We start from the raw sequence: 14,722 nt of genomic DNA, 5'->3' as shown, positions 1-14,722 counted from the left end.
TGCTCGCTCCAGGGTCTTCTCGGCCACGATCGGGCCTGCGGATCAGGGTACCCGCCCGGCCGAGCCGTGTCCCGGAGTGCTGAACGCCTGGCAGGATCTCCCGGCATGGAGCTGGTCAGTCTCGACCGCATCCACGCGGCGCGGAAGTTGCTGGCGGGCGTGGTTCGGCACACCCCGCTTGAGCTCTCCGGCGTGCTGGAGCGGCTGCACGGAACGCCGGTGTACCTCAAGTGCGAGAACCTCCAGCGCACCGGTTCGTTCAAGCTCAGGGGCGCCTACGTGCGCATCCACGGTCTCTCCGAGGAGCAGCGCTCGCGGGGTGTTGTCGCCGCGAGCGCGGGCAACCACGCGCAGGGCGTCGCGCTCGCGGCGTCGCTGCTCGGCTGCCAGGCGACCGTCTACATGCCGACCGGTGCACCGCTGCCCAAGCTCGCCGCGACCCGGTCGTACGGCGCCGAGGTGCACTTGCACGGGGCGACCGTCGACGAGGCGCTGCACGAGGCGAAGCTGTTCGCGGAGAAGACCGGCGCCGAGTTCATCCACCCCTTCGACCACGTCGACGTGATCGCCGGGCAGGGCACCATCGGCCTGGAGATCCTGGAGCAGCTGCCCGAGGTCCGCACGATCCTCGTCGGCTGCGGCGGCGGTGGCCTCGTCGGCGGGGTGGCCGCGGCGGTGAAGGCGATCAAGCCGGACTGCCGGGTGATCGGCGTGCAGGCCGAGCAGGCGGCGACCTGGCCGCCGTCGCTGGCCCACGGCTCCCCGCTGAAGCTGCCGGAGATGCACACCATCGCCGACGGCATCGCGGTCGGCATCCCCGGCGAAGTGACCTTCGCGCACGTCTCCGAGCTGGTCGACGACATCCTGACGGTCAGTGAGGAGTCCCTGTCGCGGGCGCTGCTGATGTGCTTGGAGCGCCAGAAGCTCGTCGTGGAGCCGGCAGGCGCTGCGGCGATGGCGGCCGTGCTCGACCACCCCGGGCGCTTCCCCGGCCCGGTCGCCGTGGTCCTCTCCGGCGGCAACGTCGACCCGCTGTTGCTGCTGCACGTCATCCAGCACGGCCTGAACGCGGCGGGCCGCTACCTGTCGCTGCGCGTGCGCGTGCCCGACAAGCCCGGCTCGCTCGGGGCGCTGCTGACCAGGATCGGTGCGCTCGGCGCCAACGTGCTCGACGTCGAGCACACTCGCGTCTCCGGAGCGCTGGCGCTCGGCGAGGTCGTCGTCGCCCTGAACCTGGAGACGCGCGGCGCCGAACACTGCCAGCAGGTCGTGACCACCCTCCGCCAGGTCGGCTACACCGTCTCCCGCCAACTCTGACCACGCCGTTTAAGCCCTGAACGGGTCGTTTGGTGCGTTGAGGGCGCTGAACGACCCGTTCAGTGCCCTCAACGCGTCAAACGGGACTTTCGTGATCGGGCGTGGGGGCGAGCCTCGGAGTGCCCGTGGGGTGTGGATTGACCTGCGGCGATTGGCATACATGCGCGTGTGTATGTTTAGTGCGACGCCGGCGATCCTCGGGTCAGGGCTGCCGGGCCCGCCGTCCTGATCGCCCTCGCGCTGCGCAAGTAGAAGTGCCGCCAGGTTCGGCGAACCCGGCGACACTTCATCCAACTCGGGTCAGAGGTTGCCGCGGCGCTCCTGCTCGCGCTCGATGGCCTCGAAGAGGGCCTTGAAGTTGCCCTTGCCGAAGCCGAGCGAGCCGTGCCGCTCGATCATTTCGTAGAACACCGTCGGCCGGTCGCCGGTCGGCTTGGTGAAGATCTGCAGCAGATAGCCGTCCTCGTCCCGGTCCACCAGGATCTTGCGGCTCTTCAGCTCCTCGATCGGCACGCGGACCTCGCCGATGCGGGCGCGCAGCTCGGGGTCGTCGTAGTAGGAGTCCGGGGTGTCCAGGAACTCCACGCCCGCCGCCCGCATCGCGTCCACAGTGGACAGGATGTCGTTGGTGGCGAGCGCGATGTGCTGGCACCCGGCGCCGCCGTAGAACTCCAGGTACTCGTCGATCTGCGACTTGCGCTGCGCCACTGCGGGCTCGTTGAGCGGGAACTTGACCCGGTGGTTGCCGTTCGCGACGACCTTGCTCATCAGCGCGGAGTAGTCGGTGGCGATGTCGTCGCCGATGAACTCCGCCATGTTCACGAAGCCCATGACGCGGTTGTAGAACTCGACCCAGTAGTCCATCTTGCCGAGCTCGACGTTGCCGACGCAGTGGTCGACCGCCTGGAACAAGCGCTTCGGCGCGCCCTCGGGCTTGCGGTACACGCCCGCCTTGGCCACGTAGCCGGGCAGGTACGGGCCGGTGTAGCGCGAGCGGTCGATCAGCGTGTGCCGGGTCTCGCCGTAGGCCGCGATGGCCGCCATGCGCACGGTGCCGTGTTCGTCGGAGACGTCGTGCGGCTCGTCGAGGACCGTGGCGCCCTGGGACCGCGCGTGCTCGACGCAGCGGTCGACGTCGCCGACCTCCAGAGCCAGGTCCACCACGCCGTCGCCGTGCGCGCGGTGGTGGTCCAGCATCGGGCTGTCCGGGGCCACCCCGCCGTTGATCACGAAGCGCGCCGAGCCGGATTTCAGCACGTAGGACTTGTGACCGCGGTTGCCGGTCTCCGGGCCGGAGTACGCGATCTGCTCCATGCCGAAGGCGGTCTGGTAGAAGAGCGCGGTCTGGGTGGCGTTGCCCACCACGAAGACCACGGCGTCCATCGACTTGACCGGGAACGGGTCGCTGGAGGAGTCGTAGTCCACCAGGCCGACCAGCTGGCGCAGCTGGTCGAAGCTCACGTCGTCCATGGGCTTGCCCTGGTCGAGAGTCTCGGTCATGACCCCTCCTCGCCTCGGCGTCAGTTCGGTGATCCGAGAATGCGTGCGCAGGACACTGTGAGCAACAGTCAGTCAGTTTGCTATGCAGATTGCCCAGTATGATCACGGGAAAAGCCGTCAGATCGAGCAGCCTGCCCAGGAGAAGTGCGATGACTGAGCCAGTCGTGGAGGACCCGCTCGACGCGTTGGACGCGCGGTTGCTGCTCCTGCTGACCGACGAGCCCCGGCTGGGCGTGCTGGAGTGCTCGCGGCGACTCGGGGTGGCGCGGGGGACCGTGCAGGCGCGGCTGGACCGGCTGGTGCGCCGCGGTGTGCTCGGAGGCTTCCCGCCCGCGCTGGACCTGGCCGCGATGGGTTACGGGCTGACCGCCTTCGCCATCCTGGAGATCGCCCAGGGCCGCAGGCAGGAGGTGGCCGAGCGGCTCACCGCCATCGACGAGGTCTGCGAGGTGCACGCCACCACCGGCCAGGGCGACCTGCTGGTGCGCATGGTGGCGCGCGACAACGACGATCTCCAGCGGGTCATCGACGAGGTCGTCGGGGCGACCGGGGTGCAGCGCACCTCCACCGCCATAGCGCTGTCCACGCCGATCGCGCCGCGCGTGCGACCGCTGCTGGAACGCCTGCTCACCGACTCCTGACACGCGGCGGCCCCGGCCCTCGGTCAGGGTTTGCGGGTCGTGAAGACCAGCGAACTCGGTGAGTGCGGGACGGCCCCCTGACACGCAAAAGACCCGGCCGCGTTGGCGACCGGGTCTCGCGTCAGCGCGTTCAGCCGGTGTAGGGCTTCACGGAGGTCAGGGTGACCGCGGCCTTGTTGCCGTTGGGCAGCTCGTACTCGCGGGTCTCGCCCTTCTTGGCGCCGAGCAGCGCCTTGCCCAGCGGCGAGTTCGGCGAGTAGGTCTCCAGCCCGCCGTGCGAGCCCTCCTCGCGGGCGCCCAGCAGGAAGGTCTCGGTCTCGTCGTCGCCCTCGTAGCGCACGGTCAGCACCATGCCGGGCTGCACGACCCCGGAGTCGCTCGGCGCCTCGCCCACCTTGGCGCCGCGCAGCAGCTCCTGGAGCTGGCGGATGCGCGCCTCCAGCTGGCCCTGCTCCTCGCGGGCGGCGTGGTAGCCACCGTTCTCCTTGAGGTCGCCCTCCTCCCGGCGGGCGTTGATCTCCGCGGCGATCACCGGGCGCCTGGCGATGTGCTCGTCAAGCTCCTGCTTGAGCCTGTCGTGCGCGTCTTGGGTCAGCCAAGTCACCGGGGTCTCGGTCACGGTTACCACTCCTCGTCTCCTCCCGGGCCCCACGGATGTGCGGCCGGCAGCATTCCCGCCCTAAGGCTTGTGGGCGAGAACGGAAAAACACGGCCTCGCGAAAGAGGCCGTGCCATCGACCGAGGGTAGCACGGAAGTGCCCTCCGACGCCCGTGTTTTCCGGGTGGCCGGGTGCTCGTTATCCCAGTTCACCCACTTGGCCGTGGGGTAGGTGCCAGATACTCGGGGACCTGGTATGAGCAGCCGAATACCTCACCGGTAACGGGTCGTTTCGAAGTGCGGATAACCGTTGTTCGCAAAGAAAGATCCCGCGCGGGAGGCACGTAGACCTCTTTCCGGCCGACCTCGGTGCCGTCGGCCGAACGGGCCCGCACGACGCACACCGCGGCCCGGTCGGGCTCGTCGCGGATCACCTGAAAGTCGATCTTGACGTTGGCGTCGTCGACGACCGTGAAGGCCGTCCGCTCGGTGCTGATCGGCTGGGTGCCGAGGTTCAGGAAGCCGACCACCGTCGCGGCGACGCCCAGTGACAGGAAGAGCACGAGCAGTGAGATCCGGGTCCGCCGGGACATCCCGCTGTCCCGGTCGCGGCCGTAGCGCCCCTGCGGAAGTGCCTGATCACTCACCTCGGACCGGCCTCCCCGCGCCAAGATTGTCAGTCCCGTTAGGAACAATGGGCGTGCTCGTCGGAGTTGAGTATCCCAGGCAGGTGGACACAGTGGGGGCCGACCTCAGCGTCCGCCCTCGCCCGACGACTGTGAGCAGGAGGGACCACAGCTACCTATGGCCGAGAAGCTGCGTCTGATGACGGTGCACGCGCACCCGGACGACGAATCGAGCAAGGGCGCGGCCACCACGGCGCGCTACGTCGCCGAGGGGCACGAGGTGATGGTGGTCACCTGCACCGGCGGCGAGCGGGGCAGCATCCTCAACCCCGCGATGGAGAGCCCCGAGGTCGAGGCCAACATGGGCGAGGTGCGCAGGGGCGAGATGGCCCGCGCCGCCGAGATCCTCGGCGTCCAGCACCGCTGGCTGGGTTTCGTCGACTCGGGCTTCCCCGAGGGCGACCCGTTGCCGCCGCTGCCGGAGGACTGCTTCGCGCTGGTCCCGCTGGAGGTCTCCACCGAGGAGCTGGTCCGCGTGGTGCGCGAGTTCCGGCCGCACGTGGTGATCACCTACGACGAGAACGGCGGCTACCCGCACCCGGACCACATCCGCTGCCACGAGGTCTCCGTCGCCGCCTTCGACGCGGCGGGCGACCCGGACCGCTTCCCCGACGCCGGAGCGCCCTGGCAGCCGCTGAAGCTGTACTACTCGCACGGCTTCTCCCGGGCGAAGATGACCAAGTTCCACGAGGCGCTGCTGGCCAGGGACGGCGAGTCGCCCTACGGCGAGTGGCTGCAGCGCTGGTCCTCCGACAGCCCGGACGTGATGGAGCGGGTCACGACCCAGATCGAGTGCGGCGCGTACTTCCAGCAGCGCGACGACGCGCTGATCGCGCACGCCACCCAGATCGACCCGACCAGCCGCTGGTTCGCGATGCCGCGTGAGCTGGAGCGCGAGCTGTGGTCGACCGAGGAGTACGAGCTGGCGCGCTCGCTGGTGGACACCACGCTGCCCGAGGACGACCTGTTCTCCGGGGTGCATGAGAAGGTCAGTGCGTGACTGGTTACGAAGCAACGGTGGCGCTGGTCGCTCAGGCGCCACCCCAGCCGGACGACCCGGGCGGCCGAGGCGAGGACTTCGGCAAGGCGGCCCCGGTCGGCCTGCTCCTGCTGATCCTGTTCTTCGTCGCCGTGGCCTTCCTGGCCAGGTCGATGAACAAGCACCTGCGCAAGCTCCCGGCGAGTTTCGACAAGCCCGACGAGACCGCTGAGACTGCGGAGTCCAGCGTGCTGGCCAAGGCCGAAGTCGCGGCGGGCGAGGACAAGCAGGCTCAGTAGAGCGCGCCGTACACCGCGTGCCGGTACCAGACCCGGCGCGCGGCGATGTCGACGATCTCCTGCTCCGGGTAGCGGAACGCGGTGAGCTTGCCGCCGAAGACGCAGCCGGTGTCCAGGCACATCGCGTTGTTGACCCACGTTGCCTCGGTGACCGGGGTGTGGCCGTAGAGCACGGTGGCCGCACCCCGGTACTGCTCCGCCCACGGCAGGCGCACCGGCAGCCCGTTGGCGTCGGTCTCGCCCGTGGTGTCCCCATAGAGCGCGAACGACTTGGCGCGTCCGGACTCCACACCGTGCAACCGCTCCGGCAGGCCCGCGTGCGCGATCACCAGCCGACCGTCGTCGAGCACCAGGTGCACCGGCAGGTCGAGCAGGAAGTCCAGCGCGCGCTCGCGGAAACCCTCGGAGTGCTTGGCCAGCTGCTCCAGGGACTCGGCGAGCCCGTGCCGCGCCGTGACCTTGTCCCCGCGCAGCGCCCGCGCCAGCTTCAGGTCGTGGTTGCCGCACACCACCAGCGCGTTCCCGGCGTCGACCATGCCCATCGTCAGGCGCAGCACGCCCGGCGTGTCCGGGCCGCGATCCACCAGGTCGCCGACGAACACCGCCTTGCGGCCCTCCGGGTGCGCGGCGTCGACGGGGCGGTCCTTCGCGTCGCGGACCAGTTCGTAGCCCAGCGTCTCCAGCAGCGCGAGCAGTTCCTCCTGGCAGCCGTGCACGTCACCGATCACGTCGAAGGGGCCGCGCTCTTCGGGGCGGACGATCCTGGAGGACTGGGTCATGGTCGCTACTGTGCCAAAACGGGTATCAAGACAGTTCCGGCCCAGCAGCGAAGGGACGCCGATGCCGAACCGGCTCGCCGAATCCACCAGTCCGTACCTGTTGCAGCACGCCGACAACCCCGTGGACTGGTGGCCGTGGGGCGAGGAGGCCTTCGCCGAGGCGCGCCGCCGCGACGTCCCGGTGCTGCTGTCCGTCGGGTACGCGGCGTGCCACTGGTGCCACGTGATGGCGCACGAGTCCTTCGAGGACGAGGCCACCGCCGAGCTGATGAATGCGAACTTCGTCAACGTCAAGGTCGACCGCGAGGAACGCCCGGACGTCGACGCGGTCTACATGGAGGCGACGCAGGCCATGACCGGCCACGGCGGCTGGCCCATGACGTGCTTCCTCACTCCGGACGGCGAGCCCTTCCACTGCGGCACCTACTACCCGCCCGCGCCACGTCAAGGGATGCCGTCGTTCACGCAGCTGCTCAACGCCGTCGGCGAAGCGTGGCGCGAGCGAGGTGACGAGGTCCGCGAGGCCGCCACGCGCATCGTCATCCAGCTCGCCGAACAGGCTTCACCGCTTCCTGTGTCCACTGTGGACGAATCAGTGCTCTCGGGAGCCGTCTCGCGGTTGATGACGGACTTCGACGCGAACAACGGTGGTTTCGGTGGCGCGCCGAAGTTCCCGCCGTCGATGGTGCTGGAGTTCCTGCTGCGCCACCACGAGCGCACGGGCTCGGTCGAGGCGCTGACCATGGCCGAGGACAGCTTCGAGGCGATGGCCCGCGGCGGCATGTACGACCAGCTCGCGGGCGGCTTCGCGCGCTACAGCGTCGACGCGTCTTGGGTGGTGCCGCACTTCGAGAAGATGTTGTACGACAACGCTTTGCTGCTTCGCGGCTACGCGCACCTGGCTCGCCGCACGGGTTCCTCGCTCGCGCGCAGGGTCGCTGCGGAGACGGCCGAGTTCCTGATCGGCGAGATGCTCACGCCGGAGGGCGGGTTCGCCGCCTCGCTGGATGCGGACACCGACGGCGTCGAAGGGCTCACCTACGCCTGGACTCCCGCTCAGCTGAACGAAGTCCTTGGAGCGGAAGACGGTTCGTGGGCGGCTCAGCTGTTGGAGGTCACCGAGGAGGGGACCTTCGAGGACGGCATGTCCACGCTCCAGCTGCGCGAGAACCCCGATGACGACGAGCGGTGGGAGCGCGTGCGTGCCCAGCTGCTCGGTGCTCGCGCTGGTCGTCCGCAGCCGGGCCGCGACGACAAGGTGGTGACGGCGTGGAACGGCATGGCCATCGCCGCGCTGGCCGACGCGGGCGCTGCCCTTGACCGTCCACAGTGGATCGAAGCGGCCGTGTCCGCCGCAGATCTGTTGCTGAGCAAGCATTACGCGGAAGGTCGGCTGCTGCGGAGTTCGCGCGACGGTGTCGCGGGCCGCGCGGTGGGAGTCCTTGAGGACTACGGGTGCCTCGCCGAGGGCCTGCTCGCGCTGTACCAGGCGACCACCACGCCGAAGTGGCTGCACGTCGCGACGCACCTGCTCGACACCGCGCTTGAGCACTTCGCCGACGCGGCCAATGTCGGCGTCTTCTACGACACGGCCGACGACGCGGAGAAGCTCGTCCGCCGCCCGTCTGACGTCTCCGACAACGCGAGCCCGTGCGGTAGCTCGTCGCTCGCCGGTGCACTGCTGGCGGCTTCCGCGCTGGCCGGAGCCGATCGCGCGGCGCGCTACCGGGACGCTGCGGAGCACGCGATCGCCCGCGCCGGCTTGTTGGCCGCCCGTGCGCCGCGTTTCGCCGGGTGGTGGCTCGCGGTGGCTGAGGCGCGGGAGCGCGGACCGCTCCAGGTCGCGATCGTCGGCGCTGACGGCGACGAGCGACGGCAGGAGCTGGCGCGGGCGGCGCTGAGCGCGCTGCCGGGTGGTGCGTTGCTGCTCGTGGGGGAGCCGGACGGCGGTCCGCTGTTGGCGAACAGGCCGCTGGTGGACGGCGCGCCTGCGGCTTACGTGTGCCGTGGCTACGTCTGCGACAGGCCTGTGACCAGCGTCGACGAGGTGACGAGCGCGCTCGCGTAGCGATCTTCCGAACGCCCCCGGGTTCGCCCGGGGGCGTTTTTCATGCCCGGGAACAGGCGTAGTCGGTGTTACGTTCGTAGAGGTGTAATCATGTAATCAAAGGAGACGGTGATGCACGGAAGATTCGTACTCACGGCGAGGGATCGGCGCGGATGGGGCGGCGGTGGCGGACGCGGCCGAGGTGGCTGGCAGCAGGCTGATCTGCCTTCGGCCGAGGACGCGGCGGGCTGGTTCGCCGGGCGGCTGCCCGACGGCTGGTTCACCGGCGCGCCCGTGGTGACCGTGGACCGCGAGGAGATCGTGGTGGTCGGCGAGCTGCCTTCGCTCGACGGTGACCAGCCCGACGAGGCCGGGCGCGCGGCGGCGGAGGCCGGTCGGATCGCGCGCTTCCGCGAGCAGACCAGGGAAGAGCGGATCGAGATCGCGCGCCAGGCCGAGCACCGCTACGGGCGCAAGGTCGCGTGGGGCGCGCGGCTCGGGGACACCGAGGAGCTGTTCACCACGCTGTCCGTTCCGGTGATGACGCGGCTGCGCCAGCCGGAGCGCTTGGTGCTGGACACACTCGTCGACGCCGGGGTCGCGCGGTCGCGCTCCGAGGCGCTGGCGTGGGCGGTCCGGCTGGTCGGCGAGCACGCGGAGAGCTGGCTCGGCGAGCTGCGCGAGGCCATGTCGAAGGTGGACGAGCTGCGCGCCAAGGGCCCCACGAGCTAGCTAGTAGCGGGGCAAACCCTTGACGCGGCTGACTTTCCCGTTGTCGTCCATCCAGCTCGCGCGCGTGCCGAGGAAGGCCAGGTCGGCGGCGGCGCGGTCGGTGGCGGCCAGCAGTCGCGTGCCCTCGGCCTCGGTGAGCGGGGCGAAGAAGCTGGTCAGGTCGTCGTCCCCGGTGGCCCAGTTCGTGTACTCGTGGAACACGTAGAACCAGTGGGAGCCGCATGCGGTGCACCGCATGACGGCTTCCAGGTCGTGTGTCGACTGCTCGAAGACGCGCAGTCGCTCCAAAGCGGGAGCCTTGCAGCAGTCGAGGTGCTTGGTGACCTTCACGCCAGGAACCCTATGCGGCTAGGGGTACATGACGAACCAGATCGCTACGTAGTGGCAGATCGCCGCGAGCACGGTGGCCGCGTGGAAGAACTCGTGGTGCCCGAAGGTCTTCGGCCACGGGTTCGGCCACGACGTCGCGTAGAGCACGCCGCCGATCGTGTAGAAACCGCCGCCGACGAGCAGCAGCACCAACGCGGTGACACCGCCGGTGGCCAGGATGTCCGGCAGCACGAAGACCGCCACCCAGCCGAGCGCGATGTAGATCGGCGTGCCCAGCCAGCGCGGCGCCGTCGGCCACGCGAGCTTCAGCGCGACACCCGCGATGGCGCCGCCCCACACCACCGCAAGCACCGTGTTCCCGGTCGCCGGGGGCATGGCCAGCAGCGAGAACGGCGTGTACGTGCCCGCGATGAACACGAAGATCATCGAGTGGTCCAGCCGCTTCATCCACACCCGCGCCTGGCTGGTCAGCCAGTCCCGGCGGTGGTAGAGCGCGCTGATCCCGAACAGGCCGAGCACGGTCACCGCGTAGACGGAGGTGCCGAGCGCGGCCTTCGCGCCCACCGTCGACGCGGCGAGCGCGATCAACGTGGCGCCGGTGGCGAAGGAGGTCCAGAAGGACCAGAAGTGGATCCAGCCCCGCATCCGCGGCTTCTCGAAGTCGGGTTCCACCGTGGTGGCAAGGGATTCCATGGTCACACCCCCAAGGTTACGGCACCGTAGGTTACGCGCAAGTAACCCTGGTCGATCTCACAGTGTTCCCCCACACTCCGCGTCCCCGCACTCCGCTCTCCACCGCATCCCTCCGCATCATCCCTCTGCCCGCCGTCGCACCCTCGCCAGCCTCCGCCCTCACACCCTCGCCGTCGCGCCCTCGCCCAACCTCTGCCATCGCCGTCACGCCCTCAATGACTCGTTCATGTGGTTGAACGGACCGAATGAGTCATTGAGGTACTTCAACGCGCTGAATGAGTCATTGAGGTACTTGAGCGTCCTGAATGAGTCATTCAGCTACCTCAACGCACTGAACGGGTCATTGGGGTGGTTGAGCGCACCAAACGACCCGTTGAGGTACTTGAACGCACTGAACGGGTCGTTCAGGGCCCCCAACGCACTGAACGGGTCGTTCAGTGCGTTCAGCGCACCAAAGGGGCCGTTGGCGAGCGCGGGGGATGAGGGTCACGGGACGAGGCGGGCGTGTTCGACCTTGAGGCAGTGGTCGGAGATGACGGCCAAGCCGGCCGCGCGCGCCTTGGCCTCGGCTTCGGGGTGGGTGATGCCGAGCTGGAGCCACACGGCCTTGGCGCCGACGCGGATCGCGGAGTCGACGACGGGCGGCACGTCCTCGGGGCGGCGGAACACGTCGACGACGTCGATCGGCGAGGGGATGTCTTCGAGCGCGGCGTGGACGGGGTTGCCGAACAGCTCGCCCGACAGCTTCGGGTTGACGGCGATCACGTGGAACCCGGCGCGCTGGAGGTAGCTCGCGACGCCGTGGCTGGCTCGCTCGGGGCGGTCGCTCGCGCCGACAACGGCGATCGTCCGCATGGACCGCAGGACCTGCTCCATCATCGTTGACTCTCCGTGTCCGCTCATGTGTCGAGTGTGGCCGGTTCGAGTGGCCCTTCCACCGCGCGTACCCTTTTCAGACGTGGGTGTGCGTGATACGCGGTTGTGGAAACGGGCCCGGGACATCGTCTACAAGGGCTACGAGTGGCGGCTCAGCCGGGCCATCGTCGGCCAGCAGCACCCCCGGCACGTCGGCGTCATGCTCGACGGCAACCGCCGATGGGCTCGCGAGGCCGGGCTCGTCGACGTCAACGACGGCCACCGCGTCGGCGCCAGCCGGATCGCGCACCTGCTGAACTGGTGCCAGGACGCCGGGGTCGAGGTCGCGACGCTCTGGTTGCTCTCCACCGACAACCTCAACCGCGAGGAGTCCGAGCTCAAGCCGCTGCTGGAGATCATCGCGGGCGTCGTCGACGAGCTGGCCGCACCGGAGACCCCGTGGCAGGTCCGCATCGTCGGCACGCTGGACAAGATGCCGGAGGAGATCGCGCACCGGCTCTCCGCCGCCTCCGTGCGCACCAAGAACCGCACGGGCATGCAGGTCAACATCGCGGTCGGCTACGGCGGGCGCCAGGAGATCGCCGACGCGGTGCGCAAGCTGCTGCTCAAGCACGCCGAAGCGGGCACCAGCATCGAGGAACTGGCCGAGGTCCTCGACGTCGACCACATCGCCGAGCACCTCTACACCTCGGGCCAGCCCGACCCGGACCTGGTCATCCGCACCTCCGGCGAGCAGCGGCTGTCCGGCTTCCTGCTCTGGCAGTCCGCGCACTCGGAGTTCTGGTTCTGCGACGCGTACTGGCCGGACTTCCGCCGAGTCGACTTCCTCCGCGCCCTGCGCGAGTTCGGCGCGCGACACCGTCGTTTCGGCAACTAGCTAGGCTCCCTCTCCGTGGAGGGAACCCAGCTCGTTCGCGAGTACCTGCTGCTCGGTCTGCGGTTCGACCGCTTGGTCGAAGGATTCGTCGACGCGTACACGGGAGATCCCGCGCTGCGCAGGCAGATCGAGAACGAGCCGAAGCCCGATCCGGCCGCACTGGCCGCCCGCGCCAGGGACCTGCGCGGTGAGCTCGCCGGGATCGACCTCGCGCCCGAGCGCGTCCGTTTCCTCGATGCCCACCTCGTCGCGCTGGAGTGCTCCGGTCGCAAGCTCGCCGGCCAGGACGTCGGTTTCGTCGACGAGGTCGAGGCGTACTTCCAGGTCCGCATCTCCCGTGGCGAGGAGGACAGCTACCGCGAGTCCCACCGCGAGCTGGACCGCCTGCTGCCCGGTGACGGGTCGCTCGGCGAGCGCCTCAGCGCCTTCCGCAAACGCGACGAAGTTCCGGCGGAGAAGCTGGAGCCGTGCGTGCACGCGCTCTCCAGCGTGCTGCGGGACAAGGCGCGCACTGTCTTCGGACTGCCGGAGCAGGAGACCGTCGAGTACGAGGTCGTCACCGACAAGCCTTGGAGCGGCTTCAACTACTACCTCGGCGACTACCGCTCGAAGGTCGCGATCAACGCGGACCTCGGCCACCGCATGGCCAACCTGCCGCACCTGATCGCGCACGAGTCCTACCCGGGCCACCACACCGAGCACTGCCGCAAGGAGTCCGGTCTCGTCGGCAAGCAGGGCCAAGCCGAGCAGACGATCTTCCTGGTGAACACCCCGCAGTGCCTGATGGCGGAGGGCCTGGCCGACCTCGGCCTGCACGCGCTGGTCGGCGCGGGGTGGGGGCCGTGGACGCAGGAGATCCTCGGCGACTTCGGGCTGCACATGGAGGGCGAGCAGGTCGAGCGCATGGAGGGTGCGCTCGGCGGGCTGATCTCCGTGCGGCAGGACGCGGCGCTGATGCTGCACCACCACGGCGCCGACCCGGACGAGGTCTCGGCGTTCCTCCAGCGCTGGTTGCTGGTGAACGAGGCGCGGGCCAAGCAGATGTTGCGGTTCCTGTCCGATCCGCTGTGGCGCGCGTACACGACCACCTACGTCGAGGGCTACCGGTTGCTGCGCGCGTGGTTGGACGCCCGCCCCACCGGCCAGGGCCTCGCGGAGCGCTACGGCAGGCTGCTCGACGAGCCGCTGGTGCCGGTGACCGTTCGCGAGGAGCTCGCCGCGGCCGTTCCGGTGGTCTCGCGTGGCGGCTGAACAGGCTGAGACACCGGCCGGATCGGTGTTGTGCGTCGGCCTGGCGACGGTTGACGTGGTGCACCGCGTCCCGGCCTTCCCCGGAGCCAACAGCAAGCTCACCGCGACTCGCCAGGACGTGGCCGCAGGCGGTCCGGCCACGAACGCGGCCGTCACCGCCGCCGCGCTGGGCTCGCGGGTCACGCTGCTCACGGCGCTCGGCACGCACCCGCTGGCGCACTCCGTCCGCGACGAGCTGACCGCGTTCCGGATCAGCGTCCGCGACGCGACTCCCGACCGCGTGGACGCGCCCGGGGTCTCCGCGGTCACGGTGCACGAGGGCACCGGGGAGCGCAGCGTCGTCTCCGCCGACGCCCGTGGTGTCGACCCGTGCCCGCCCGCCGAGCTGACGCAGCTGGTGTCCTCGGCGGACGTGCTGCTGATCGACGGCCACCACCCCCGGCTCGCGCTCGCGGCGGCGCAGACGGCGGCCCGGCTCGGCGTCGTGGTGGTCCTCGACGCGGGCCGCTACAAGCCGCACCACGAGCAGTTGTTGGACTGGGTGGACGTCGCGGTGTGCTCCGGGGACTACCGGTTACCGAATTGTGAGCAGGAAGAACGGACAATTCGGGCGCTCGCCGAACGGGTGGCGGTGGGTGCCATGACCCGTGGGCATGATCCGATCGTGTGGTGGCGCGACGAGCTCCGCGGCGAGGTTCCAGTGCCGGTCGTATCGGTTCAGGACACGCTCGGTGCCGGTGACGTCTTCCACGGGGCCTTCGCCCACGCGGTGGCCGCCGGGGCCTGGGACGGGGGAAAAGTGGCTGATCACCTGGCGTTTGCCACCCGCGTCGCGAGCGTCAGAGTGCAGAGCGCGGGGCCGCGAACCTGGCTGGATAAGTTACCCTCCGTAGTTGAATTGGGTCCGGTCCGGACGCTCTGAGCAGGGGCTCTCGCGGTGCGCGGCCGCTGTGTAAGCGGTACGTAGCGTTGCGATGACGATCTAGCGAATCACCTGTGTGGCTGTCTGCGTAGGGGCGGTGTTCGGGGGTAACTTCCGTTGTGGTAGGTCGTGTCCGAACGGCCTGCCCCGGGAGGCCCTGGTCTTGGTTGTCAACTGCGTGACGGTCATTCCGTC

The 14,722-nt window shown here is 69.5% G+C and carries 15 protein-coding genes and 1 pseudogene; 9 read left to right on the top strand and 7 right to left on the bottom strand.

Annotated elements, in window-relative coordinates:
- Positions 1 to 105 precede the first annotated feature (105 nt).
- Positions 106 to 1,317, top strand: coding sequence for a threonine ammonia-lyase (gene ilvA, locus ABD798_RS09855; RefSeq protein WP_344873024.1), 1,212 nt, complete (start codon positions 106 to 108; stop codon positions 1,315 to 1,317).
- Positions 1,318 to 1,617: 300 nt separating this feature from the next.
- Here the strand turns inward: ilvA and hppD are convergent, their stop codons facing one another.
- Positions 1,618 to 2,817 (bottom strand): 4-hydroxyphenylpyruvate dioxygenase, encoded by a 1,200-nt coding sequence (gene hppD / locus ABD798_RS09850; protein ID WP_344873022.1) that lies wholly within the window; start codon positions 2,815 to 2,817, stop codon positions 1,618 to 1,620.
- Between the two features lie 149 nt (positions 2,818 to 2,966).
- Here hppD and ABD798_RS09845 point away from each other — a divergent pair, with 149 nt between their 5' ends.
- The gene (locus tag ABD798_RS09845; RefSeq protein WP_425549195.1) at positions 2,967 to 3,458 is read left to right on the top strand and encodes an Lrp/AsnC family transcriptional regulator; all 492 of its coding nucleotides are present in this window, start codon (positions 2,967 to 2,969) and stop codon (positions 3,456 to 3,458) included.
- A gap of 130 nt (positions 3,459 to 3,588) precedes the next feature.
- On the opposite strand, the gene greA is transcribed toward ABD798_RS09845, so the two are convergent.
- Both greA and ABD798_RS09835 read right to left on the bottom strand, forming a co-directional pair.
- Positions 3,589 to 4,086: a transcription elongation factor GreA gene (greA, locus tag ABD798_RS09840; RefSeq protein ID WP_344873020.1), complete on the bottom strand. Its 498-nt coding sequence runs from the start codon at positions 4,084 to 4,086 to the stop codon at positions 3,589 to 3,591.
- Between the two features lie 179 nt (positions 4,087 to 4,265).
- Positions 4,266 to 4,703 carry a DUF4307 domain-containing protein gene (locus tag ABD798_RS09835; protein ID WP_344873018.1) on the bottom strand — a complete coding sequence of 146 codons (438 nt, stop codon included), beginning with the start codon at positions 4,701 to 4,703 and terminating at the stop codon, positions 4,266 to 4,268.
- 157 nt (positions 4,704 to 4,860) lie between these two features.
- Here ABD798_RS09835 and mca point away from each other — a divergent pair, with 157 nt between their 5' ends.
- A complete protein-coding gene (mca, locus tag ABD798_RS09830) occupies positions 4,861 to 5,742 on the top strand; it encodes a mycothiol conjugate amidase Mca (RefSeq protein WP_344873016.1) in 882 nt (293 codons plus the stop codon).
- On the top strand, positions 5,739 to 6,020 hold the full coding sequence (locus ABD798_RS09825) for a hypothetical protein (protein WP_344873014.1): 282 nt from the start codon (positions 5,739 to 5,741) through the stop codon (positions 6,018 to 6,020). The genes mca and ABD798_RS09825 overlap by 4 nt, the downstream gene beginning before the upstream one ends.
- Before the next feature lie 23 nt (positions 6,021 to 6,043).
- On the opposite strand, the pseudogene ABD798_RS09820 reads toward ABD798_RS09825, so the two are convergent.
- Positions 6,044 to 6,760 (bottom strand): annotated as a pseudogene (locus ABD798_RS09820) (metallophosphoesterase); the annotation flags it as partial.
- A 100-nt stretch (positions 6,761 to 6,860) separates the two neighbouring features.
- Here ABD798_RS09820 and ABD798_RS09815 point away from each other — a divergent pair.
- Positions 6,861 to 8,867, top strand: coding sequence for a thioredoxin domain-containing protein (locus ABD798_RS09815; RefSeq protein WP_344873012.1), 2,007 nt, complete (start codon positions 6,861 to 6,863; stop codon positions 8,865 to 8,867).
- Between the two features lie 111 nt (positions 8,868 to 8,978).
- Entirely contained in the window at positions 8,979 to 9,578 is a 600-nt protein-coding gene (locus tag ABD798_RS09810; RefSeq protein WP_344873010.1) for a hypothetical protein, read from the top strand.
- Here the strand turns inward: ABD798_RS09810 and ABD798_RS09805 are convergent, their stop codons facing one another.
- From ABD798_RS09805 to ABD798_RS09795, 3 genes are all read right to left on the bottom strand, one after another.
- A complete protein-coding gene (locus tag ABD798_RS09805; RefSeq protein WP_344873008.1) occupies positions 9,579 to 9,908 on the bottom strand; it encodes a hypothetical protein in 330 nt (109 codons plus the stop codon).
- 18 nt (positions 9,909 to 9,926) lie between these two features.
- Positions 9,927 to 10,601: a PAQR family membrane homeostasis protein TrhA gene (gene trhA, locus ABD798_RS09800; RefSeq protein ID WP_344873956.1), complete on the bottom strand. Its 675-nt coding sequence runs from the start codon at positions 10,599 to 10,601 to the stop codon at positions 9,927 to 9,929.
- 486 nt (positions 10,602 to 11,087) lie between these two features.
- Entirely contained in the window at positions 11,088 to 11,504 is a 417-nt protein-coding gene (locus ABD798_RS09795) for a CoA-binding protein (RefSeq protein WP_344873006.1), read from the bottom strand.
- A gap of 61 nt (positions 11,505 to 11,565) precedes the next feature.
- On the opposite strand from ABD798_RS09795, the gene ABD798_RS09790 reads away from it, so the two are divergent.
- The 3 genes from ABD798_RS09790 to ABD798_RS09780 are packed head-to-tail and all read left to right on the top strand — an operon-like array spanning position 11,566 to position 14,527.
- A complete protein-coding gene (locus ABD798_RS09790; protein ID WP_425549203.1) occupies positions 11,566 to 12,354 on the top strand; it encodes an isoprenyl transferase in 789 nt (262 codons plus the stop codon).
- A gap of 15 nt (positions 12,355 to 12,369) precedes the next feature.
- A complete protein-coding gene (locus ABD798_RS09785; RefSeq protein ID WP_344873002.1) occupies positions 12,370 to 13,605 on the top strand; it encodes a DUF885 domain-containing protein in 1,236 nt (411 codons plus the stop codon).
- Positions 13,595 to 14,527, top strand: coding sequence for a PfkB family carbohydrate kinase (locus tag ABD798_RS09780; protein ID WP_344873000.1), 933 nt, complete (start codon positions 13,595 to 13,597; stop codon positions 14,525 to 14,527). Before ABD798_RS09785 ends, ABD798_RS09780 begins: the two co-directional genes overlap by 11 nt.
- Positions 14,528 to 14,722: the final 195 nt, after the last annotated feature.

It is taken from the genome of Allokutzneria multivorans, assembly GCF_039537405.1.
GTDB lineage: Bacteria > Actinomycetota > Actinomycetes > Mycobacteriales > Pseudonocardiaceae > Allokutzneria > Allokutzneria multivorans.
The sequence above is the reverse complement of the archived record's forward strand: the minus strand, read 5'-3'. Positions and strand labels throughout refer to the sequence as shown.